The organism is Pseudarthrobacter raffinosi (genome assembly GCF_023913735.1).
In the GTDB taxonomy this organism is placed as follows: Bacteria; Actinomycetota; Actinomycetes; order Actinomycetales; family Micrococcaceae; genus Arthrobacter; species Arthrobacter raffinosi.
On sequence record NZ_JAMXBH010000023.1, the window covers coordinates 43,183 to 65,304 of the forward strand.

Consider the following 22,122-nt stretch of genomic DNA (forward strand, 5'->3'; position numbering starts at 1 on the left):
CACTCAGAAGCAACAACCAGAGAAGAGGAGGCCGCAGTGGAGACACAGCAGGATCTCAGTGCAGAGATAAACGCCATGGGCGATGCCTACGCGCGGGCGCTCAAGGACGGCGCCTCGGCCGAGACCCAGCCCCGGCTGGACTACGCGCCATACCGCAGCAGCATCCTGCGGCACCCCACCAAAAGCCTGCACCACGCGGACCCGGAAACCATTGAGCTGTACTCGCCGGCTTTCGGCCACCAGGACGTGCACGCCCTGGAATCGGACCTGACCATCCAGCACAACGGCGAACCCCAGGGCGAGCGGATCATCGTGGCCGGCAAGGTCCTGGACGGCGACGGCCGCCCCGTGGCCGGGCAGCTCGTGGAAATCTGGCAGGCCAACGCGTCCGGCCGCTACATCCACAAACGCGACCAGCACCCGGCGCCGCTGGACCCCAACTTCACCGGAGTGGGCCGCTGCATCACCGGCCCGGACGGCTCGTACCGGTTCACCACCATCAAGCCCGGCGCCTACCCGTGGAAGAACCACGTCAACGCCTGGCGGCCGGCCCACATCCACTTCTCCATGTTCGGCACGGAGTTCACGCAGCGGATCGTCACGCAGATGTACTTCCCCGGGGACCAGCTCTTCCCGCTGGACCCCATCTACCAGTCCATCGTGGACCAAGACGCCCGCGACCGGCTGGTGGCCAGCTACGACCACAACCTGACCGAGCCGGAGTGGGCGCTGGGCTACAACTGGGACATCGTCCTCACCGGTTCCAAGCGGACCTGGACCGAAAACGAGGCGCTCGGCGCAGCAGGAGACGAGGAATAACATGAGCACAACCACCAATCTTGTTCCCACCCCCGGCCAGACCGTCGGCCCGTTCTACGGTTACGCCCTGCCGTTCGATAAGGACAACGAACTCCTGGCTCCCGGCTCGCCCGGTTCCCTCCGCCTCCAGGGCACCGTTTACGACGGCGCCGGGGAGACCATCCCGGACGCCATCCTGGAGATCTGGCAGCCCGACGCCGACGGCAGGATCGTGCAGCAGACCGGCTCCCTGGTCCGCGACGGCTACACCTTCACCGGCTGGGGCCGCGCGTCCGTGGGCCACTCCGGCGTGTACACCTTCACCACCGTGAACCCCGGCCCCACCGGACCCGGTGCCGCGCCCTTCATCTCCGTGGCCGTATTTGCCCGCGGCCTGATGAACCGGCTTTTCACCCGCATGTACCTGCCGGAAAACGAGGAAGCCCTCGCCAAGGACCCGCTGCTCAGCTCCCTGGACCCGGACCGCCGCAAGACCCTCATGGCCCGCCGCGATCCCGACGGCGGACTCACCTGGGACATCCGCCTGCAGGGCGAGGGCGAAACAGTCTTCCTGGACTTCCAGTGACGGACGCCGCCGGCATGGAAGGTACCGGCCACTTCGGAACCGCTGCGGACGGCGACGTCGGCCTGCTCAGTCCTGTTTCGGCGTCGCCCCTGGTGACGGCGCTGACCGGTGACCGCACGGTGCTGGCGGCGATCCTCGCCGTCGAGTCCGGCTGGGCCGCCGTGCTGGAGAAGGCGGGCCTGGCGCCTGCCGGTTCCGCCGCCGTCGTGGCCTCCGCCGCCGAGGCGGGGCGGTACGACGCAGCAGACATCGCGCTCCGGGCCCAGGGCGGCGGCAACCCCGTCATCCCGCTGCTGGCAGATCTGCGGACGCATGTCTCGGCGTTGGACGGTGCCCGCATCGGCGCAGTAAAGGCGGTCCACGCGTCGCTGACCAGCCAGGACGTTCTGGACACGGCTCTGATGCTGCTCGCGCGCAACACCGTTGAGGCGGTGCTTGCGGACCTGAAATGCACGACGGCGGCGCTCGCCTCCTTGGCGGAGCAGCATGCGGACACGCTGGGCGTGGGCAGGAGCTTGACCCAGCACTCGCTTCCGTATACGTTCGGGCTGCGGGCGGCGCAGTGGTTCCATGGGCTGGCCGCCGCGGGCCGGCAGCTGGGCACCGTGCAGTTCCCGGTGCAGTTCGGCGGGGCGGCCGGAACATTGGCCGCCGGAACCGTGCTCACTTCCGGCTCGGCCACCAGCCCCTTTGATCTGGCCGACTCACTGGCCCGGCAACTGGGCCTGGCCGCGGCGCCCGCGCCCTGGCACACCAACCGTCTGGCCGTCACGTCCCTCGGACATGCCCTGGCCTCGGCGCTGGATGCCGCCGGCAAGATCGCCACCGACGTTCTGTTTCTGAGCCGGCCCGAGGTGGCCGAGCTCGGCGAACCGCGCGCCGCCGGACGCGGCGTCTCCTCGGCCATGCCGCAGAAGCAGAACCCCGTGTTGTCGGTTTTCATCCGCAGCGCCGCACTCCAGGCGCCGCAGCTGGTGGCCCAGCTGCACCTGGCCGCCGCCAACTTCAACGACGAACGCCCCGACGCCGCCTGGCATACGGAATGGCCGGCCCTGCGCCAGCTTCTCCGCCTGGCACTTGGCGCGGCCGGGCACCTGCGGGAACTTGCCGAGGGCCTGCAGGTTTTCCCCGACGCCATGCGCCGCAACCTCGAGCTCGCCGGCCCGTTGCTGCTGGCCGAAGGCGTGGGCGCCGCAGTTGCCCCGCTGCTGGCCGAACAGGATGGCCGCAGCGGGAAGGAGCAGCTGCAGGCCGTGGTGGACCGGGCGCTCCAGGCGCCCGCCGCCGAGCAGGGCGCCACCTACCGCCGGCTGCTCCGCGAGGCTATCCCGGCGGGCGTGCTCACCGATCTGCGGCTCGACGAACTCCTGGACCCGGCCAGCTACCTGGGCCAGGCAGCCGAAATATCGCGACGCATCCTGGCCGCGTACCCCGACTTTTCCAAACCTACCCAGAACGGAGCCAACCGTGGCTAAACCGACCCTGAAGGCAGTTCTGCTGTCGCCCGAACGGGCTTTTGGCGATCGTCCCCTGCTGGTGGTTGGACCATCACTGGGTACGTCCTCCGTCCTGTGGTCCGACGCGGCCACCCTGCTCAGCAACGACTACGACGTGGTGGCCTGGGACCTGCCCGGGCACGGCGTCTCACCCGCCGCAACCGAGACCTTCGACGTCGCGGGCCTGGCGGATTCAGTGGTGGACCTGGTGGACTCGATCGCCCCGGGCGAAGTCTTCCACTACGCCGGGGTTTCGCTCGGCGGTGCCACCGGCCTGCAGCTGGGCATCAAGCACGGCGAACGCCTCAAGAGCCTGTCCATCCAGTGCGCCGGGGCCAAGATCAGCACCCCCGAGGCGTGGCTGGAACGTGCCGAAACCGTGCGCAGCCAGGGCACTCCCGTGATGATCCAGGGCTCCGCGCAGCGCTGGTTCGCGCCGGGCTTTATGGACCGTGAGCCCGAGCGGAGCAGCCGGCTCCTGCATGCCCTCCGCGACACCGACCGCTTCAGCTACGCTTTCTGCTGCGAAGCCCTTGCCGGCTTTGACGTCCGTGCCGAACTCGGCAGCATCACCGTCCCCACCCAGGCAGTGGCGGGTGCGGCAGACACTGTTGTGCCGCCGTCGTTCGCGGAAGAAATTGTTGCCGGCATTACCGCCGGGGGCGGCACTGCGAACGCCGTGACGCTCGGGGGAGTGGCCCACCTGGCCCCGGCCGAGGCGCCCGCCCACGTTGCTGACCTGCTGCGGAGCCTCATTACCTGGAGCGAATCCCGTGGAGCAGCCAAATGAGCGGCGCAGAACTTCCGGGCGATGAACGGCACGGCGTCGTCCAGCCGGACGCCACCAGCCAGCAGATTTACGACGGCGGCATGGTGGTCCGCCGCGAAGTGTTGGGCGCCGCGCACGTGGACCGGGCCAACGCCAACAAGGACGAATTCACCGACGACTTCCAGGACATGATCACGCGGATCGCGTGGGGTGGCATCTGGACCCGGCCGGGCATCTCGCGGCAGATGCGCTCGGCCGTGACCATCACCGCGATGGTGGCGCACGGGCACTGGGAAGAGCTGGCCATGCACATCCGCGCGGCCATCACCAACGGCCTGAGCCGGGACGAGATCAAGGAAATCCTGCTGCAGACCGCCATCTACTGCGGAGTTCCCTCCGCCAACACAGCCTTCAAGACCGCCCAGCAGGTATTCCAAGAACTGGACGCCGCCACCCCACCCACCACCCCGGATAACGCGCCCACCCCACCCCACTAGCCCACCCACCCACCCAACTAGGTAGCACTAACTGTCGTTATGAGCCCTCAAAACGACAGTTCGTGCTACCTAGTTGGGAACCGCGCAGAATTTTGAGGACCAGTTATGAATCAGGCTTTTGTGTACGACGCCGTGCGCACCCCGTTCGGCAAGTTCGGCTCCGGCCTTGCCGCCGTCCGCCCGGATGACCTTGCCGCCCACGTCATCACCGAATCCGTGAAGCGGGCCCCCGGGCTGGATCCCGAGCGGATTGACGAGGTCGTGTTTGGCAACGCCAACGGCGCGGGCGAGGAGAACCGGAATATCGCCCGGATGGGCACGCTGCTGGCCGGCTTGCCGGTCTCGATCCCGGGCACGTCCGTGAACCGGCTCTGCGGTTCCTCCCTGGACGCGGCGATCATCGCCTCGCGCCAGATCAACGCCGGCGACGCCGAGTTGATGCTCGTGGGCGGCGCCGAGTCGATGTCCCGCGCCCCCTGGGTCCTGCCTAAGACGGAGAAGCCCTACCCGGCCGGGGACATGACCCTGGCGTCCACCACGCTGGGCTGGCGGCTGGTGAACAAGGCCATGCCCAAGGAGTGGACAATCTCCCTCGGCGAGGCCACCGAGAGGCTCCGCGAGAAATACGGCGTCACCCGCGAGGCCCAGGACGAGTTCGCGGCGAACTCGCACAACCTCTCCGCCGCCGCCTGGGACGAGGGCTTCTACGACAACCTCGTCGCACCGGTCCCCGGCACCGACCTGGTCCGGGACGAGGGCATCCGCGCCGGGTCCTCGGCAGAGAAGCTGGCCGGGCTGAAGACCGTGTTCCGCACCGAGAACGGCACCGTCACCGCCGGGAACGCTTCCCCGCTGTCCGACGGCGCCTCCGCGGCCTGGATCGGCTCCGAGAACGCCGCCGGGCTGCTCGGGCTCGAACCGCTGGCCCGCATCGCCGGCCGCGGCGCGCACGGCAACGACCCCCAGTTCTTCGGTTACGCCCCGGTGGAGGCCGCGAACAAGGCCCTCGCGAAGGCGGGCATCGGCTGGGACCAGGTGGGCGCCGTCGAACTTAACGAAGCGTTCGCCGCACAGTCACTGGCCTGCATCAACGCCTGGGACATCGACCCCACCATCGTGAACCGCCACGGCGGCGCACTCGCCATGGGCCACCCGCTGGGAGCGTCCGGCACCCGGATCCTGGGCACCCTCGCCCGGTCCCTGCAGGCCTCCGGTGAGCGGTGGGGCGTCGCCGCCATCTGCATCGGCGTGGGCCAGGGCCTCGCCGTCGTCCTCGAAAACGTCACCGCCGCCCCGCCGGCAAAACCAGTGAAGGGCTAAGAGATGCTGACTTTTGTAGATACCGTGGCCGACGCCGTTGCCGGCATCAAGGACGGCTCCACTGTGATGATCGGCGGGTTCGGCAACGCCGGCCAGCCGTTCGAACTGATCGACGCGCTGATGGACTGCGGCGCCAAGGACCTGACCGTGGTGAACAACAACGCCGGCCAGGGCGATCAGGGCCTCGCACTGCTGATCAAGGAAGGCAGGGTGAAGAAGATGATCTGCTCCTTCCCGCGGCAGTCCGATTCGTGGCACTTCGACGCCAAGTTCCACGCTGGCGAGATCGAGCTGGAACTGGTGCCGCAAGGCAATCTGGCCGAGCGGATCCGCGCCGCCGGTGCCGGTATCGGCGGGTTCTTCACGCCCACCGGCTACGGCACCATGCTGGCCGAGGGCAAGGAAACCCGCATTATTGACGGCCGCGGCCAGGTTTTCGAAACGCCCATCCTCGCCGACGTCGCGCTGATCAAGGCACTGAAGGCCGACGGCGTGGGGAACCTCGTGTACCGCAAGACCGCGCGGAACTTCGGTCCCATCATGGCCGCCGCCGCGAAGCACACGGTGGTCCAGGTGTCCGAGATCGTCCCCACCGGGGGGCTCGATCCCGAAAACGTTGTGACCCCCGGAATCTACGTCAACAGCATCGTGAAGGTGGCCTGAACATGAGCGCACAGACCAACAGCCAGGCCAGCATTCAGACGTCCGACAAGCCGCTTGGCCGCGATCAGCTCGCGGAACTGGTGGCCCGCGACATCGCGCCGGGTTCCTTCGTGAACCTGGGCATCGGCCAGCCCACCCTGGTCTCCAACTACCTCAAGCCGGAGCAGAACATCACGCTCCACACGGAGAACGGCATGCTGGGCATGGGCCCGGAAGCCGTGGGTGACGACATCGACGGCGACCTCATCAACGCCGGCAAGATCCCTGTCACCGAGCTGCCCGGGGCATCCTACTTCCACCACGCGGATTCATTCGCGATCATGCGCGGCGGCCACCTGGATATCTGCGTGCTTGGCGCATTCCAGGTCTCGGCCACGGGCGACCTCGCCAACTGGCACACCGGCGCCCCGGACGCCATCCCGGCTGTGGGCGGCGCGATGGACCTCGCCACGGGTGCCAAGGACGTCTTTGTGATGATGACGCTCCTGACCCGCGACGGCGCGTCGAAGATCGTGGACGCGTGCACGTACCCGCTCACCGGCGTGGGCTGCGTGACCCGCGTGTACACGGACAAGGCCGTCTTCCTCACCGGGCCCGACGGCGTCACAGTCCGCGAGACGTTCGGCTGCACCTTCGAGGAACTCCAGGAACTGGTGCCCGTGCCGCTCAAGTCAGCCGCCGCCGTCGCGCTCTAACCCACGGGGCGCGAACTGGCACTCAAGCGCCGAATAGGATTGGTAACCATGACCAATGCACCCGCAGACTCACGGGCCGCCCCGCAGGCGAGTGACCAGTACGTGCAGTCGCTGGCGCGCGGGCTGGCCGTGATCCGCGCCTTTGATACCGACCACCCGGTCATGACCCTCACCGAGGTGGCTGCCCGGACGGACCTGACCAGAGCCACGGCCCGGCGCTTCCTGCACACCCTCGTTGAGCTGGACTACGTACGGACCGACGGCAAAACGTTTGCGCTCACGGCCAAGGTGCTGCAGCTCGGCTACGCCTACCTCAGCGGGCTGTCCCTGCCGCAGCTGGCCCAGCCCCACTTGGAGGAACTGTCCCTCAAGCTGGGCGAATCCACATCTGCGGCGGTGCTGGACGGCACGGACATCGCCTACGTCGCCCGGGTGACCACACGCCGCATCATGAACGTGGGCATCACCGTCGGCACGCGGTTCCCGGCCTATGCCACGTCCATGGGCAGGGTGCTGCTCGCGGCCCTGCCGCCCGCCGGACTGAAGGACTACCTGGAAGCGGCGGAGATTAAACCGCTGACGCCGCGCGGGCTGGGCACTGTCCCCGAGCTGCTGGTGGTGCTGGAAACCGTCCGCGCCCAGGGCTGGTGCCTGCTGGACCAGGAGCTTGAAATCGGGCTGATGTCCGTTGCCGCTCCCGTGTACGACGGGCCAACCAAAGTGGTGGCCGCGGTTAACGTGTCCCTCCAGGCCCAGTCGGTAGCAGCCCAGCCGGACCCGGAAGCGTATCTGGCCGCAGTGACCCGGGGAATCGTGGCTACCGCGAAGCTCGTCTCGGCGGACCTGACCGCCCGGCGGTAGCCTCCGTAAGGTCAGGCGCGTTTCGACCAGGCGGCGATCGGCCTTTTTGGCTTTCCGATCGACTTTCCGGATTCAATCCGGTCGAGGTTATAGCCGATCCTGTCCCGGAGAGCGGGGCTGCCGCCGGAAATGACCGGCGTTTCGTTCAGGGCAACAGCCAGGCGGGCAAGCGTGTCGCGAATGACCGACTCGGTGCGTCGTTTTCCTATTCCACCCCAGCTGGCGGCTTCGGCGTAGAAATGATCAAGGGTGATCCGGTGGTGGTTGAACTCATCGCCGATCGCCAACGACAGCTCGTCGCCAATCTTCCGTGAACCGATCCGCGACGGATCGTCGTTAATGTGCAGAATGGGGACGGCGTCGTAGAGGTCGGCGATCCGTGAATCCCCCTTCGGATCATGAACTATGGAGGCGTTTTTCGCGTGCGCGTCATGATTGCCGATGATCACGTTGTAGACCAGGTGTTGCAACCAAATCTCCAGATCTGTCCCGTCGCCGAAGGATCCAAAGAGTTCCGCGATCTTCCGGGCCGTGGGCCTTAGCGGCGAGTGGGGCTGCTCGGGATTCTGAAACTTGACGGCGGAGTCAGTCCAGTCGAGGCCGAGAGCCTGTGCAGCGTCCTCCTGATGGATGGGACGGACGGCTTCTCCCTCCACGATGCGGTCGTATCGCTGGATGGCAAGGAACGTGACTCGGTTGTAGGTGACCAGCTCACTCTGGAAGCTTGTCAGACCCATGTGTCGTGACAGTTCGTGGGAGTAGTACTCATCGAAGATTGTTGCAGGGCGGTGTGGTGGCGGCGGCTTAAGAATGTGAGTCGAATGCGCCCGATTCTCCGGGTAGGCCCACTCATCAGCGAATTTCGCCAGGAGAACTTTTGGTTGGAACCCCGGGAGCATCGAGCGGCCGCTGTCTGGCTCATTTCCCAGGTCAAAGTCCCGCTGGGCTGTTTCGAGCTTACGGATCACTTCTCGCTTGTTGAGAGGCCGGTAAGCGCCGGGGGCATGGTCGCCGGGCGAATCGGTTCGGAAGGAGAGGGCCCCGGCCATGGTTAGCCCGTATTTCTTGAGGAATGCGAACAGGTCACTCTCATCAATGCGGGCTTTACGTGCAAGCTGGATGCGGTGGTTTCCTTCGGGGGCGTAACCGCCGAGAAAATTGGAGACCTGCCGGGTGTCGACAGTTGTCCCCGGGACGAGTGAGAAACCCTCGCTGAGAAGCCCCGGCGCCCCGGCGAATGAAGGGTTCACCGTGAATGTCACCTGCCGCCGGTCCCGCCGCGTGGGCGTTACCGTGCCAATGTGATCATCGTAGAGATAGACGTCCAAGTGGTCAGGCACCAGTGGATCCTGCGGGAACGTCGTAGCTGATGGTCACCCTGATTCCAAGGCGACGAAGAGTCCGGAACATGCGTGTGGCCCATAGGGTCGGGGTACCGGACTCAAGGCTCGCAAGATACAGGCGGGGGATACCGAGTTCCTCCGACAGCTGTTCCTGCGTCAATCCGCGTCCAGTGCGCACGTGCTTTACTGCGGCGCCGAATTCCTTGGGGCTGCGGGCTTCGAAGGCGGGCATGCCACTCCTCATGATTGATTATGGCAACACTGTCAAGTGTATGAATATTACAACATTGCGCATTGTTTGAATATACCAACATCGTCGGATGTGTGGATATTCAAACACTCGCTGGCGTTTCAAGCTTCGGACCGATGCCCGGGGCAGCCGCAGACACGCCCCAAAAGACAGCCAACCGGTTGACCCGCAGCAACATAGCCACCGCATCCCATCAAAGCGCCATAGACTCTAGCCAACCACGTGCAGCAGTCCCGCTACTCGAAGCCCCGCCCTGAAACAGCCGGACCACGGCTGGGAGCCAACGCCAGAGGTACTGCAGCACTCGTCCGTAAGGGAGTTGGCGGTTTGAAACTGGGCATACCGCGGGAACGTCATGAGGGTGAGCGGCGTGTGGCCGCCACGCCGGAAACGGTCAAGCAGCTGGCGGGGCTTGGCCTGGACGTCCTGATCGAGGCAGGAGCAGGGGCCGCCGCCGGCTACTCAGACCACGATTACGCCGACGCCGGCGCCCGCATCGTCCAGGACCTGGATCCCGGCGAACTGAACGTCCTGGTCCACGTCCGCCCGCTGGAACCCCCGACGGCGGCAGCCCTGAAGAGGGGCGCCGTCACCGTTGGCCTGGCCTCGCCGTCGTCCGAACTCGCCACCGTGCAGGCGCTCGTGGAGGCCGGCGTCACCGCCTTCGCCCTGGAACTGGTGCCCCGCATCTCGCGCGCCCAGTCCATGGACGCACTCAGCTCCCAGGCCCTGGTGGCTGGCTACCGCTGCGTGCTCGAAGCCGCGATCCGGCTCCCGCGCTTCTTTCCGCTGTACATGACCGCCGCCGGCACCGTCCCGCCGGCCCGCGTGCTGGTGCTCGGAGCCGGGGTTGCCGGGCTGCAGGCCATCGGCACCGCGAAACGGCTGGGGGCCCGGGTCTCCGCCAACGACATCCGGCCCGCCTCCGCTGACGAGGTTGCGTCGATGGGCGGCACGTTCATCAAGCTGGACCTGGAAACGGCGGAGGCATCGGGTGGCTACGCCCGCGAACTCAGTGCCGACCGCGGCGCCCTCCAGCGAAAACTCCTCGCCCCGCACGTCGCCGTGGCGGATGTCCTGATTACGACGGCGGCCGTCCCGGGCAGGCGCGCACCGCTCCTCGTGAGCCGCCAAATGGTGCAGGGCATGCGCCCCGGCTCCGTCGTAGTCGACCTCGCTGCGGAGTCCGGCGGTAACGTCGAGGGCGCTGTTCCCGGCGAGGACATCCTGGTTCCGACCGCCGACGGGCAGGGCCACGTCACGTTGGTGGGGCTGAAGGACGCACCGTCCGCGATGGCGCAGGACGCGTCCCGCCTGTATGCCAAGAACGTGGCCAACCTGCTCGCCCTGATGGTCCGGGACGGCACCGTTGCCCCCGATTTCGAGGACGACGTGATCGCCGGCGCGTGCCTCACGCACGACGGCGCGGTGCGGCACCTGCCCACGGCAGAGGCACTGGCGGCTCTTGTCCCCGCCCTGCCCGACCATGCGCCCCGGGTCCAGGACGATCGGGTCCGGAACGACGGGATCCGGATCGAGGGGCTCCAGATCGACAGGGTCCAGAACGAGGGGGGAATCTGATGGACGGCATGAGTCTGCTGACGGTCACCGTGCTGGCGGTGTTTGTCGGCTTCGAAGTGGTTTCCAAGGTCTCCAGCACCCTGCACACGCCGCTGATGTCCGGCGCCAACGCCATCCACGGCATCATCCTGGTGGGCGCCATTATCGTGGCCGGCCAGGCGGCGGACCCGTGGATCCTGGCCGTGGCGCTGCTCGCCGTGGTGCTGGCCACCGCCAACCTGGTGGGCGGCTTTGTGGTGACGGACCGGATGCTGCACATGTTCCGTGCCCGCAAGGACGTCGCCCGCCAGGGAGCCCCGGCTAAGGAAGCCACCGGCAGGCAGGACGCAAAGTGACCCTCCTCGATCCTGTCTGGACCTCCCTCCTCTACCTCGCCGCCGCGGTGTTCTTCATTCTTGCCCTTCGCGGCCTCAGCTCGCCCCGGACTGCCCGCCGCGGCAACCTGATCGGTGCCTTCGGTGCGCTGCTCGCCGTCGTCACGGTCTTCGTTTCCGCCAGGCTGGACAACATCCCCTGGATCATCGGTGCCATCGCGGTGGGGACCGCGGTGGCAGCGCCGGTGGCCCGGCGGGTGCAGATGACTCAGATGCCGCAGCTCGTGGCCCTCTTCAACGGCGTGGGCGGCGGCGCCGCAGCCCTGGTGGCGCTGCTGGAACTCAGCCACACCGCCGACCCCTGGGTCCGCCTCGCCATCGTGTTCACCCTCCTGGTGGGGACCGTGTCCTTCGCCGGATCCGGGGTCACCTTCGCCAAACTCCAGGAGCTCATGACCACCCGGCCCATCGTTTTCCCGGGACTCCCCGTGGTTATGGCAGCGGTGCTGCTCGCCGCGGTGGGCACCGCCGTCGCCGTCGTCCTGACCGGTTCCCTGGCGCTCGCGGTGCTGCTGATGGTGCTGGGCCTGGCCGCCGGTGCGCTGCTGGTGCTGCCGGTGGGCGGCGCGGACGTGCCCATCGTCATCTCGCTCCTGAACGCGTTCACCGGACTGGCCGTCGCCGCGTCCGGCGTGGTGTTGGGCAACGTGCTGCTGGTGGTGGCCGGCACCCTGGTGGGCGCCTCCGGTACCATCCTCACCCGGGCCATGGCGGCCGCGATGGGCCGCAGCGTGGCTGGCATCCTGTTCGGCGCCTTCAAGGGAGGTTCGACGGCGGGATCCACCGCCGTGAGCGAACGTCCAGTCAGGTCCTCCAGCGCGGAGGACGTCGCCGTGCTCCTGGGCTACGCGCAGCGGGTGATCATTGTCCCCGGCTACGGCCTGGCGGTGGCGCAGGGCCAGCACACCGCGGCCGAGCTGGCCCTGGCCCTCGAAGCCCGCGGCATCGAGGTGGACTTCGCCATCCATCCCGTGGCCGGCCGCATGCCCGGGCACATGAACGTGCTCCTGGCTGAGGCGAACGTGCCGTACGAATCGCTCAAAGAGATGGGCGAAATCAACTCCGAGTTCCGCATGGCCGACGTCGCTTTGGTCGTGGGCGCCAACGACGTCGTGAACCCGGCGGCAAAGACGTCCTCCGGCTCGCCGATCTACGGTATGCCCATCCTGGAAGTGGCCGACGCCCGGCAGGTGATCTTCCTGAAACGCTCCATGCGGCCCGGATTCGCGGGAATTGAGAACGAGCTCCTGTACGAACCGCAGACCTCGCTGCTCTTCGGCGACGCCAAGGATTCCCTGGCCAAGGTGCTGGGCGCGGTGAAGGCGCTGTAGCGAAGTACGCTTGTCCGCAAGGCCCAATTCCCATGTCAGCGAAGGACACCATGACAGCCAACAGCTCCACTTCCCTCAAGCGCCCGGCCATCATCATCAATCCTGCCAAGCCGGTGGACATCGACGTCCGTGCCCTGGCAGCCAAGCATTGCTCGAAGAACGGCTGGGGAGATCCCATCTGGCTGGAGACCACCAAGGAGGACCCCGGCGTCGGCCAGGCGAAGGAGGCACTCAAGCAAGGGGCCGACGTCGTTATTGCCGCCGGCGGCGACGGCACCGTGCGGTGTGTGGCCGAGGTCCTTTCCGGCGGGGACGTGCCCATGGGGTTGCTTCCGTTCGGCACCGGAAACCTCCTGGCCCGGAACCTGGGCATGGACGTCACCGACTTTGACGGCGCCATGGCCGGGGCCCTGGCGGGCACGGAGCGGAAGATCGACGTGGTCCGGGCCGCCCGCAATGATCCGGACAAGGAGCAGGTCTTCCTGGTCATGGCCGGAGTGGGCTACGACGCCACCATCATGGCCGACACCAACGAGGACCTCAAGGACAAGGTGGGCTGGCTGGCCTACGTGGACGCCGGGATCCGGAACCTCCCGGGCAAACCAGTGAAGGCCACCATCGTCCTCGACGGCAAGACGGTGGTGCACCGCGGGGTCCGCAGCGTGATGGTGGGCAACTGCGGCAAGGTCCAGGGCGGACTGGAGATCTTCCCGGATGCCAAGATGGATGACGGCCTGCTGGACGTGGCCGTGCTGGCACCGAGGGGGAAATTCGGGTGGTTCTCCGTGGTGGCCGGCATGATCGGCAAGGGCCGCGGCAAGGACACGTCCGTGGAGTACTACCAGGGTAAATCCGTAGAGGTCACCCTCGAGCACAACGATGACTATCAGCTCGACGGCGACCACGAAGGCGACGGCAAGCACGTCCTGATGACCATTGAGCCCGGCGCGCTCACCATCCGGATGTAACCGGCCCAACTAGGTAGCGCTAACTGTCGTTTTGAGGCCCCATAACGACAGATAGCGCTACCTACATTGGCGGGGAACCTACATGCAGGGTGAGGGCGCCGGACGGTGGGCCAGGATTTCGGCGAGCTCGGCGAGCCGGTGCGCGCGGGCTGACTCGGCGGGTGTGAAGGGTTCCCCGGGACGGGCGAAGGTGATGGGGCCGTGCCAGGCGGTGGGGATCTTCAGGCGGGTGCCGTCGGCGTCCGCTTCCAGGGTGGCCTCTGCGGGGGTGAGGATGCGGGCACGAAGCAGCTCGGCGACTGCCAGCGGAAGCTCGTCCGGGGCGTCGGCGATTCGTGCCGCCAGGCTCAGCGCCTTCGTCTGGCCGTCCGCCATGGCCAGCGCGGTGGTGGGCCAGACCCGCGAACTTGAGCCGCCGCCGTCGTGCAGTGCCTCCAGCAGGTGCCGTTCACTGAGGTTCCCCGGCGCCGAGAGCACAAACTCGTCCAGCACACCGCCTGCAACGGGGTGGACGTGGATGCTGAGGATGTTGGTGTCCAGGCGGGCCAGCGCCCGGGTGATTTTCTGCAGCGAACCCGGGTGGTCCTGGAGCACCGTGCGTGCCCGCCACAGCGCCGGTGCGCTGCCCAGCTTCCTGTGGTGCCGGAGCGCCGGCGCGTGCAGCCAGCCGCGGAGCATCCGGGCGGCGGAGGGCTCCGCCACCCAGATCACCAGCACGGTGGCCGTGAGCGTGAGGACCAGCACCTTGGCAAGATACGGCAGGTGCGTTCCCACCACGAGGGCGTGGACCAGCAGTTCGATCGGGAGCATAACGGCCACGTTGGCCAAGGTCAGGCGGGTCTTGGTGGGTTCCGGCATCAGGCCGCAGACTTCACAGCTCAAATCAGCCGCGGCAGGGTTCCTTGCAGTGGGCTTCATGCCTCAAGGATCACAGCGGGGTGTTTCGGCGGCGTTGCCCCGCCGTTCCGATTGTGGGAACAGGCTGCGGGGGCAAACTCACGAGCCCAAGCGGCCGCCGGACTCCTCGAGATAGCAGGAGCCGCAGAGGGACTCGTACCAGACGTCCTGGCCGTCGATGGCCACCTGGTCGCCGTCGAACACCACTTCGTTGCCGACGCGCCGGGTGTTGAAGATGGCCTTGCGCCCACACCGGCAAATGGTCTTGAGCTCTTCCAGCGTGTGGGCGACCTCCATAAGCCGGCGCGATCCCGGGAAGGCGCGGGTCAGGAAGTCAGTCCTGATGCCGTAGGCCAGCACCGGCACGTTGTCCAGGACGGCGATGCGGAACAGGTCATCCACCTGGTCCGGGGTGAGGAACTGGGCCTCGTCCACCAGCAGGCAGGCCACCGGCTTCTGATCCACGTGCTCCAGCAGGGCATCGGGGTCGTCGCCGGCCGCATGGGCGGCGAAGAGCTCACGGACGGGCGTGGTGGCGGAGATCAGGAAGTCCACGGACCGGGTCATGCCCAGCCGGGACACAATGTCGGTATCGCCTTTGGTGTCCACGTCGGGCTTGGCGAGAAGGACACGCTGGCCCCGCTCTTCGTAGTTGAAAGCGGCCTGCAGGAGCCCGGTGGACTTTCCTGAGTTCATGGCGCCGTAGCGGAAGTAGAGCTTGGCCAAGAGGGTCCTTTCAATGGGTCCGGCTATCGATCCTATGCCGTACGTCCCAGGGATCCATCGCAAACGGCCGGCATCCCGGCTGCCGGCACGCCCGCTCGGGTCTCACCCGCCCCGCCCCGCCCGCGCGGGGCCCGTCCCGCCGTCGTCAGTCCTGAATGAGGGTTTCCGTCAGGTGATGCGTGGGAATCCGGTCCCGCTCATAGGTGATTTCGGTGTAGCCGTGAGGCTCGGGCTTGCCGGCCGGGCTGAGGTTCACAAAGACGATCTCTTCGATGGTGAGGATGCTTTGGCGCGTGATCATGTTGCGGACTTCGGCGCGCATAGTCAATGACGTCCGTCCGAAGCGCGTCGCCGTCAGGCCCATTTCCACCAGGTCTCCCTGCACCGCGGAGCTCACGAAGTTGATCTCCGAGATGTACTTCGTGACCGCACGGCCGTTGCCAAGCTGGAGGATGGCGTAGATCGCGGCTTCCTCATCGATCCATTTCAGCAGGCTTCCGCCGAAGAGGTTTCCGTTGGCGTTCAGGTCCTCCGGCCGGATCCATTTGCGGGTGCGGAAGGTGATGTCAGTGGATTCCATATGGCGAGGTTAGCGTGCCGCGGCGCAGGTTACGTGCTGGCAGTTGTTGTGTAACGGACCGCCGCCCGGATTTGGCTCAGGCCATGGCGGTGTGGGCGGCGCTGTGCGAGTCAATCGACTTGGCGTAGCAGTACGAGTGCTCCACGCCCACGTAAGCGCCAAAGTTGGGGACGGAATCGAAGCCGGAGTTCTCGTAGAAGTTCCGGCCGTCCGGCTGCGCTGAGCCTGCTTCGGCCTTGATGCGCGTGATGCCCTGCTTGTGCGCCTCCGCTTCGAGGGCAGCCAGGATGGAGCTGGCCACGCCAGAGCCGCGCGTATAGGGAAGCACGTAGAGCCGCTTGATTTCGGCCGTGGCGCTGTCCAGCAGCCTGAGTCCGCCGCAGCCCACGGGCTGTCCCGAGCCTTTGTCGTACGCCACCAGGAACACGGCACAGTCAGCGCCCGACGGCGGGGTCCCCGGTTCGTGGTCAGGGGTACCGAAGCGGGCGTCCAGTTCCGCCTGCTGGGCCCTGCGCAGATCGGCACCCACAGGGTTGGCCCAGGTGACCTGCCTGATGTTGAGCCGTGGGTTGGTCTGCATCGCGAGCCTCTTTCGCCGGAGGGGTTATGCACAACAAGCCTACGAAGCCGCGGTTACCGTGGTGTTTCCTTGGCGTAAGCGTCCGGAGAACACGGGCTACCGGCGGACCAGGGTTCGCAGCAGCTTCAGGGCGACGGAGATCGAGGCGATGTCCACGTCCCCTGGTTTGGTCACTTCAGCAAACGTGTCCTTGATCCGGGCCAGCTGCTCCTGGTACCCGCGCTCCCAGGCCACGATCCGTTCCATGGCATCGACTCCTGGAGCTTGTGGCGGAGTGGACTTCATGACGGACGTGGTCATGTCGGCGGCGGCCGAATAGGCATCGTCGCGCAGCGCCGCCCGGGCAAGGGCTTCCCAGCGGTTCGCCCTGGGGAGGTCCGTTATGCGAAGCAACAACCTGACCACGCCAATGCGCTCGAAGATTGCGTAGTGGACGTCGATGATCGCGGTGACGGGCTCCCGGACTTGTTCCGAGATGAGCGAGATGTCCAGGAGACCGAAGCTTTCCAGCAAATCAGACGCCCGCTTGCCGAGCTCGGCGGGCAGACCGACGCTGTCCCAGTGCGCCAGGCGGTCCTCCATAAGGTCAAGATCGGCCCCGCGCAAGTAGTGCGAGGTCTTGGTTCGCAGGATGTCGAGCGTCGGCTTGATCCGGGCCAGGGCTTCGGAGATCGGCTGGTCCCTGTGGTCATGGGTCACATACCAGCGGGTGGCGCGGTCCAAAAGCCTGCGCATGTGCAGGGCCACCCCGCCGCTTTCCTTGCTGGGGAATTCCGGGGGGAGTGCGGCCAGGGCCGCGACTATCGAATCCAGATCGTAAGCCTCCCGCAGGACCACGAAGGCCCTGGCAACGGCGGCGGCGCTGGCCGTGGTTTCCTCGATGGCGCGGAACGCGAAAGTAATTCCGCCGATATTGACGATGTCGTTGGCCATGACGGTTCCCACGATCTCACGGCGCAGCGGATGCCTGTCCAGTTCGGCGCCGAAGCGTTCCACGATCTGGCGGGGGAAATAGCTGCGCAGGGCCTGGTGGAACCAGGGGTCGTCGGCGAGGTCGCTGGCATTCAGTTCCCGGGCCAGTTCGATCTTGGCGTAGGCGGCCAGCACGGACAGTTCGGGGGAGGTCAGTCCTTCCCCGTGCTCCAGGCGGGCATGCAGGGCCGCCGTGCTCGGCAACCCTTCAAGGTTCCGGTCCAGGTCGGCCGTGGTTTCCAGCCAGTCCATGGTCCGCTCGAACCCGGGGCTCCAGTTCAGCACGAGCTGCCGCTCGGCCACGAGGAGCGCGTTTTGCTCGGTGTTGTCCTTCAGGACGAGCCTGGCCACCTCATCGGTGAGCGAATGCAGGAACCCGGTCCGCTCCTCCCGCCGCATCAGTCCTGCCGCGATCATCGCATCGACGAAGATCTTGATGTTGACCTCGTGGTCGGAACAGTCGACGCCGGCCGAGTTGTCGATCGCGTCGGTGTTCAGGAGGATTCCGTGCAGCGCGGCTTCGATCCGGCCCCGCTGGGTGACGCCAAGGGTTCCGCCTTCGGCGATGACCCGGGCCCGCAGTTCGTGTCCATTGATGCGGATGGCGTCGTTGGCCTTGTCTCCCGCCTCGGCCTGGGTTTCGCTGGAGGCCTTGATGTACGTGCCGATGCCGCCGTTGTACATCAGATCCACCGGGGCGCGAAGGATGGCCTGGAGGAGTTCCTGCGGCGCCATGCTGCTCCGGCCACTTTCGAGGCCCAGCGCGATCCGGACCGGATCGCTGATTAGGACGGTCTTTGCGGACCGGGCGTAGACGCCGCCGCCCGCGCTGATGGCCCGGGCGTCATAGTCGGCCCAGGAGGACCGGGGCAGCCCGAAAAGTCGCCGGCGTTCTGCATAGGAGGTGTCCGGATCGGGGTTTGGGTCCAGGAAGATGTGCCGGTGGTCGAAGGCCGCCACTAGCACGATATGGCGGGAGAGCAGCATCCCGTAGCCGAAGACGTCGCCGCTCATGTCGCCAATGCCCGCGACCGTGAAATTCTCCTGCTGCGTGTCCAGGCCCAGCTCGCTGAAGTGCTGCTTCACCGACGCCCACACGCCGCGGGCCGTGATGCCCATTTCCTTGTGGTCGTAGCCTACGGACCCGCCGGAGGCGAAGGCGTCGTCGAGCCAGAAGCCGTATGCGTGGGCCACCTCGTTGGCGGTGTCCGAAAAAGCAGCCGTCCCCTTGTCTGCGGCCACCACCAGGTAGTAATCGTCGCCGTCGTGCCGGACCACATTCTTGGGGGCTACCACCGAGCCGCCGTTTCCGGAACCAAGCAGGTTGTCCGTGAGATCGAGCATTCCCCTGATGAAGATCCGGTAGCTCTCCTGCCCCTCCGCCATCCATGCGGCCCGGTCCATCGCAGGATCCGGAAGCCGTTTGGCGTAGAAGCCGCCCTTGGCCCCGGTGGGCACAATGACCGAGTTCTTGACGTTCTGGGCCTTGACCAGCCCCAGGACTTCGCTGCGGTTCGACCAGCGCAGGCCCCCGCGGGCCAGCATGCCGAACCGCAGGTGAACCCCTTCCACGCGCGGCGAGTACACCCGGATCTCGAACTTGGGCCTCGGAAACGGTGCCTTGGGGATGGCGCCCGGGCTGAGCTTGAAGCTCACATGGGGCCGGTCCAGGAAGTAGTTGGTTCTGAGTGTGGCCTCGATCAGGTTCATGAACGTGCGGAGCAGCCGGTCGGCGTCGAGGCTGGGGATTTCCTCGATCGCGGCCATCAGTTCCTTCCTGGCGGCGGCCGTTTCGCGGAGGCGCCGGGTCCAGTCAATGCCGGGAACGAATTTGGCGTGGAACAGCGCGAGCAGTGCGTGCGTGGCCCGGGTGTTGGACAGCAGGGTGTCCGCCATGAAGCCATAGGAATTCAGGGTGCCCAGCTGCTGCAGGTATTTGGCGTAGCTGCGGAGGACCACGGCCTGGCGCCAGCTGACCCCCTCCCTGATCACCAGGGCGTCGAAGCCGTCCGACTCGATGTCTCCTCGCATGGCCGCGCAGAACGAATCCGCCAGCAGCATGCTGGTTTCCAGGGGATCGATGCCGGGCGGGTACTTCAGCCCGAGGTCGTAGAGGAAGAGGTCCTGGGCGCTGAGGTAGAGGCGCATCCGCGCGTCCTCTGCCGGCGGCCGCGTGGCTTCCGGCCGGACATAGACAGCCAACAGAGGGTCGTCCAGCGCCCGCCCGTCCCGTCAAGGTCGAATTCCTCGAAGGCGGCGATGTCGCGGACCGCGTCCTCGGCGTCGTGGTCCGCACGGTAGCCGGGCGGAAACGAGCCTTGCCACAGTGTCGAGAGCCGCGCCGCCTCCTCTGCGGTGAATTGGTCACGGAGGGACTCGTCCAGGCCCTCCGTCCACGAGCGGCTTGCCGCCACTACACGCCGCTCCAGCTCCAGGGGGTCGACGTCGGGCGCTGGCGTCCCGGGGCCCAGCAGGATCCGGAAGAACACCCGGGCCATGGGGGAGTCGCCCAGCCGGACCTCGAACTCGATGGACGGGGATTTGAAGGCGTGCCTGAGTTCCTGCTCGATCCTGAGCCGGACCGCCGTGTTGTAGCGGCGCCGGGGAAGGAAAACCAGGGCGGACATGAAGCGGCCGATGCTGTCCGGCCGCAGGAAAAGCCGCGTTTGGCGGCGCTGCTGCAGGCGCAGGATCTCCGTGGCCAGCTGGGCCAGATCGTGCTGTTCCATATGGAACAGCTCGTCGAGTGGAAACGACTCCAGCACCGCCAGCAGTTCCTTGCCCTGGTGCGAGGCAGTCTTGAAACCAAGGTGTTCCTGCACGGCCAGGACCTTGTCCCGGACCACCGGAATGCGGCGTACGGACTGGCCTGTGGCGCCCGGGGCGAGCAGGCCCACAAAGCGCCGCTCTCCGGCCGCGGCTCCGCCATCGTCGAAGATCCGAAGACGGATCTCGTCCAGGTAGGCGGGCCGGGGGACCGAGGAACGCAGATCCGAGGTGGCGAGCGTGAGTGCCCGCGGGCTGTGGGGGCTTGCCTCCCCGGACTCCTCTGTGTGAGGTGCGCCGGAGGCGGGACCAGTCCCGCCTTCCGGACGGTCCTCCCGGAGCAGCCCCAGCCCCGCGCCCGCCCGCACGCGCAGGGCATCTCGGCCGCCCGCCGTCGTGCGCTCATATTCGCTGTACCCGAGGAACACGAAGTTGCCGTTGTCCAGCCAGAGCAGCAGTTCCCGGAGCTGATCCGGGGCCGGGACCGTGGCGCTGGGGAATCCGTCAACGGAGCCGACGGCGGCTGTCACCTGGGCATGGATGGTTGGGAGGTCTTCGGCGACTGCCTGAACATCGGCCAGCACCCCGTGGAGGTTCGCGATGACTTCCTCGGCGCCCGAGTCCCCAGGCAGCCTGCCGATTTCCACGGCCACCCAAGTCTCTGTGGTCCCGTCCTGGATGCCGTCCAACTCGTCCGGGCGGACGTCCGGGATTTCCGCGTGGCCGGCGTTCGCCGCTGTCAGTCCGGCCCGCGATGGCCCAGGCGCGACGTCCAGCAACGCATGCGTTTCAGGGTCCCGCCACACCCGGAACGTGGGATGCACCAGCAGCCGGATCGACGGACTCTCCCTGGTCAGCTCGGCTGTCACCGAGTGAACCAGATGGGGCATGTCATTGGCGACCACCATCTTGATGCTCGCATCGGTTTCATTCAGGACCCCGACGACGGACTGTCCGGGAGCGCGGATGCCCGCTAATTCCGCGTGGTACCGAGCCCGCCGGCCCAGGGTCTCCGGACTGTAGTCCAGGAGGTCCTCCGCCGCGACGTGCTCGTAGTAGTCCGCGAAGAAGGAATCGTTGGCCTCGAACGGACCGGCAGCCCCTCCCTGGGCAGCCGGTGCGGTTTCGCGTGACATTCCACTGCGCCTCCACGGCAAGGGCTGGCACCACTGGCCGTGGTCCCCTGGGGAAGCCTCATGCCTGACTTCATCATGGACGCCCCGCCACATGGCGTCCAGTGTTTCCCAGCGGCTACGCGGCGCCGCCCGTAGGGTCCTCGGCGGTCGGATCCGCGAGAGCGAGGCCGCCCACCGGGCTCCCGTCCCAGTGGATCAGCTTCCAACCGGCGCCGGGGTCCCCTTCCAGGGCCACGATGCCCGTGTTGGACAGGACGTGGCGGGCCGCGAACTCATGGTCGGCGCCGGCGGCGCGGAGCCCGGTCCAGGTGCGGATGGCCGCGCCGTGACTCACCACGGCCGCGACGGCGGAGCCACCATTGCTGGCCGCGCGCTCGGCAATCCGGTTGATCGCGGTATCGAACCGCTCAAAGAATTCGTGGCCGTCCGGGCCCGCCGGCATCCGGCGCTCCAGGTCACCGGCTGCCCATGCGAACACGGTCCCCATGTAGCGCATGTGCGACTCGTGATCGGTCAGTTTCTCCAGCGCCCCGGCTTCGATCTCGTGCAGCCCATCCAGGACTTCAAGCTCAAGCCCGTGGAGCCGGGACAGCGGGGCGGCCGTGATCTGGGTCCGCAGAAGTGTTGATGCGTACACTGCGCCTATCTGCTCGTTGGCCAGGGACCGTGCCATGGCCTCGGCCTGGCGTTCTCCCAGCTCGGTCAGCCCCGGCCCCGGGTGGGCGGTGTCCAGCTGGCCGAGTACGTTGCCGGGGGTCTGTCCGTGGCGGATGAGGAGCAGCTTCATGACTCCAGTTTCGCATCCGGCGGCGAGATCCGGCGTCTGCCTGCCGGGCCGACGTCGGGCGCGCCCACCGCAACCGGTTTCGGCAAGCTCAACCACCGAAAGGCGCCGGGCCCTCCAAGGACCCGGCGCCGCCGTCGTACTTCTTG

At 67.0% G+C, this 22,122-nt stretch carries 22 protein-coding genes; 13 read left to right on the plus strand and 9 right to left on the minus strand.

The genetic code is table 11. The features are described from left to right. The first annotated feature begins 36 nt into the window (after positions 1–36). The 9 genes from pcaH (at position 37) to NG698_RS18500 (ending at position 7,685) form a co-directional block, all read left to right on the plus strand. Positions 37–819 (plus strand): protocatechuate 3,4-dioxygenase subunit beta, encoded by a 783-nt coding sequence (gene pcaH / locus NG698_RS18460; RefSeq protein ID WP_252599664.1) that lies wholly within the window; start codon positions 37–39, stop codon positions 817–819. Between the two features lies 1 nt (position 820). Beyond that, on the plus strand, positions 821–1,384 hold the full coding sequence (gene pcaG / locus NG698_RS18465; protein ID WP_252611490.1) for a protocatechuate 3,4-dioxygenase subunit alpha: 564 nt from the start codon (positions 821–823) through the stop codon (positions 1,382–1,384). 14 nt (positions 1,385–1,398) lie between these two features. Next, positions 1,399–2,859 (plus strand): lyase family protein, encoded by a 1,461-nt coding sequence (locus tag NG698_RS18470; protein ID WP_252611514.1) that lies wholly within the window; start codon positions 1,399–1,401, stop codon positions 2,857–2,859. After that, a complete protein-coding gene (locus NG698_RS18475) occupies positions 2,852–3,670 on the plus strand; it encodes an alpha/beta fold hydrolase (RefSeq protein ID WP_252611492.1) in 819 nt (272 codons plus the stop codon). The genes NG698_RS18470 and NG698_RS18475 overlap by 8 nt, the downstream gene beginning before the upstream one ends. Further along, complete coding sequence (gene pcaC, locus NG698_RS18480) at positions 3,667–4,146, plus strand: 4-carboxymuconolactone decarboxylase (RefSeq protein WP_252599661.1); 480 nt, start codon at positions 3,667–3,669, stop codon at positions 4,144–4,146. The genes NG698_RS18475 and pcaC overlap by 4 nt, the downstream gene beginning before the upstream one ends. 105 nt (positions 4,147–4,251) lie before the next feature. Beyond that, positions 4,252–5,466 carry a thiolase family protein gene (locus NG698_RS18485; protein ID WP_252599660.1) on the plus strand — a complete coding sequence of 405 codons (1,215 nt, stop codon included), beginning with the start codon at positions 4,252–4,254 and terminating at the stop codon, positions 5,464–5,466. 3 nt (positions 5,467–5,469) lie between these two features. Next, positions 5,470–6,129, plus strand: coding sequence for a 3-oxoacid CoA-transferase subunit A (locus NG698_RS18490; RefSeq protein ID WP_252611494.1), 660 nt, complete (start codon positions 5,470–5,472; stop codon positions 6,127–6,129). A gap of 2 nt (positions 6,130–6,131) precedes the next feature. After that, positions 6,132–6,824 (plus strand): 3-oxoacid CoA-transferase subunit B, encoded by a 693-nt coding sequence (locus tag NG698_RS18495; RefSeq protein ID WP_252599658.1) that lies wholly within the window; start codon positions 6,132–6,134, stop codon positions 6,822–6,824. A 48-nt stretch (positions 6,825–6,872) separates the two neighbouring features. Beyond that, the gene (locus NG698_RS18500; RefSeq protein WP_252611496.1) at positions 6,873–7,685 is read left to right on the plus strand and encodes an IclR family transcriptional regulator domain-containing protein; all 813 of its coding nucleotides are present in this window, start codon (positions 6,873–6,875) and stop codon (positions 7,683–7,685) included. Between the two features lie 11 nt (positions 7,686–7,696). On the opposite strand, the gene NG698_RS18505 is transcribed toward NG698_RS18500, so the two are convergent. Together NG698_RS18505 and NG698_RS18510 are read right to left on the minus strand one after the other, a co-directional pair. Further along, positions 7,697–9,025 (minus strand): type II toxin-antitoxin system HipA family toxin, encoded by a 1,329-nt coding sequence (locus NG698_RS18505; RefSeq protein WP_252611498.1) that lies wholly within the window; start codon positions 9,023–9,025, stop codon positions 7,697–7,699. Continuing rightward, positions 9,018–9,260 carry a helix-turn-helix transcriptional regulator gene (locus tag NG698_RS18510; RefSeq protein ID WP_252611499.1) on the minus strand — a complete coding sequence of 81 codons (243 nt, stop codon included), beginning with the start codon at positions 9,258–9,260 and terminating at the stop codon, positions 9,018–9,020. Before NG698_RS18510 ends, NG698_RS18505 begins: the two co-directional genes overlap by 8 nt. Positions 9,261–9,605: 345 nt before the next feature. On the opposite strand from NG698_RS18510, the gene NG698_RS18515 reads away from it, so the two are divergent. Genes NG698_RS18515 through NG698_RS18530 form a run of 4 tightly spaced genes read left to right on the plus strand, consistent with a single transcriptional unit; the run spans position 9,606 to position 13,532 of the window. Beyond that, on the plus strand, positions 9,606–10,859 hold the full coding sequence (locus NG698_RS18515; protein ID WP_252611501.1) for a Re/Si-specific NAD(P)(+) transhydrogenase subunit alpha: 1,254 nt from the start codon (positions 9,606–9,608) through the stop codon (positions 10,857–10,859). Next, on the plus strand, positions 10,859–11,194 hold the full coding sequence (locus NG698_RS18520; RefSeq protein WP_252611503.1) for an NAD(P) transhydrogenase subunit alpha part 2: 336 nt from the start codon (positions 10,859–10,861) through the stop codon (positions 11,192–11,194). The genes NG698_RS18515 and NG698_RS18520 overlap by 1 nt, the downstream gene beginning before the upstream one ends. Next, entirely contained in the window at positions 11,191–12,564 is a 1,374-nt protein-coding gene (locus tag NG698_RS18525; RefSeq protein ID WP_252611505.1) for an NAD(P)(+) transhydrogenase (Re/Si-specific) subunit beta, read from the plus strand. Before NG698_RS18520 ends, NG698_RS18525 begins: the two co-directional genes overlap by 4 nt. 50 nt (positions 12,565–12,614) lie before the next feature. After that, complete coding sequence (locus tag NG698_RS18530) at positions 12,615–13,532, plus strand: diacylglycerol/lipid kinase family protein (protein ID WP_252599651.1); 918 nt, start codon at positions 12,615–12,617, stop codon at positions 13,530–13,532. 78 nt (positions 13,533–13,610) lie between these two features. Here the strand turns inward: NG698_RS18530 and NG698_RS18535 are convergent, their stop codons facing one another. From NG698_RS18535 to NG698_RS18565, 7 genes are all read right to left on the minus strand, one after another. Beyond that, the gene (locus NG698_RS18535) at positions 13,611–14,450 is read right to left on the minus strand and encodes an ACT domain-containing protein (RefSeq protein ID WP_252599650.1); all 840 of its coding nucleotides are present in this window, start codon (positions 14,448–14,450) and stop codon (positions 13,611–13,613) included. 78 nt (positions 14,451–14,528) lie between these two features. Further along, positions 14,529–15,155 carry a thymidine kinase gene (locus NG698_RS18540; protein WP_141138805.1) on the minus strand — a complete coding sequence of 209 codons (627 nt, stop codon included), beginning with the start codon at positions 15,153–15,155 and terminating at the stop codon, positions 14,529–14,531. Positions 15,156–15,300: 145 nt separating this feature from the next. Next, on the minus strand, positions 15,301–15,735 hold the full coding sequence (locus tag NG698_RS18545; protein WP_252611507.1) for an acyl-CoA thioesterase: 435 nt from the start codon (positions 15,733–15,735) through the stop codon (positions 15,301–15,303). 76 nt (positions 15,736–15,811) lie between these two features. After that, positions 15,812–16,315, minus strand: coding sequence for a GNAT family N-acetyltransferase (locus NG698_RS18550; RefSeq protein ID WP_056341852.1), 504 nt, complete (start codon positions 16,313–16,315; stop codon positions 15,812–15,814). 96 nt (positions 16,316–16,411) lie between these two features. Continuing rightward, positions 16,412–19,435 (minus strand): NAD-glutamate dehydrogenase domain-containing protein, encoded by a 3,024-nt coding sequence (locus NG698_RS18555; protein ID WP_374210104.1) that lies wholly within the window; start codon positions 19,433–19,435, stop codon positions 16,412–16,414. Then, entirely contained in the window at positions 19,384–21,189 is a 1,806-nt protein-coding gene (locus NG698_RS18560) for a hypothetical protein (protein WP_374209931.1), read from the minus strand. Before NG698_RS18560 ends, NG698_RS18555 begins: the two co-directional genes overlap by 52 nt. Positions 21,190–21,304: 115 nt before the next feature. Next, positions 21,305–21,976, minus strand: a complete 672-nt coding sequence (locus NG698_RS18565) for a histidine phosphatase family protein (protein WP_252611509.1) — start codon at positions 21,974–21,976, stop codon at positions 21,305–21,307. Positions 21,977–22,122 lie beyond the last annotated feature (146 nt).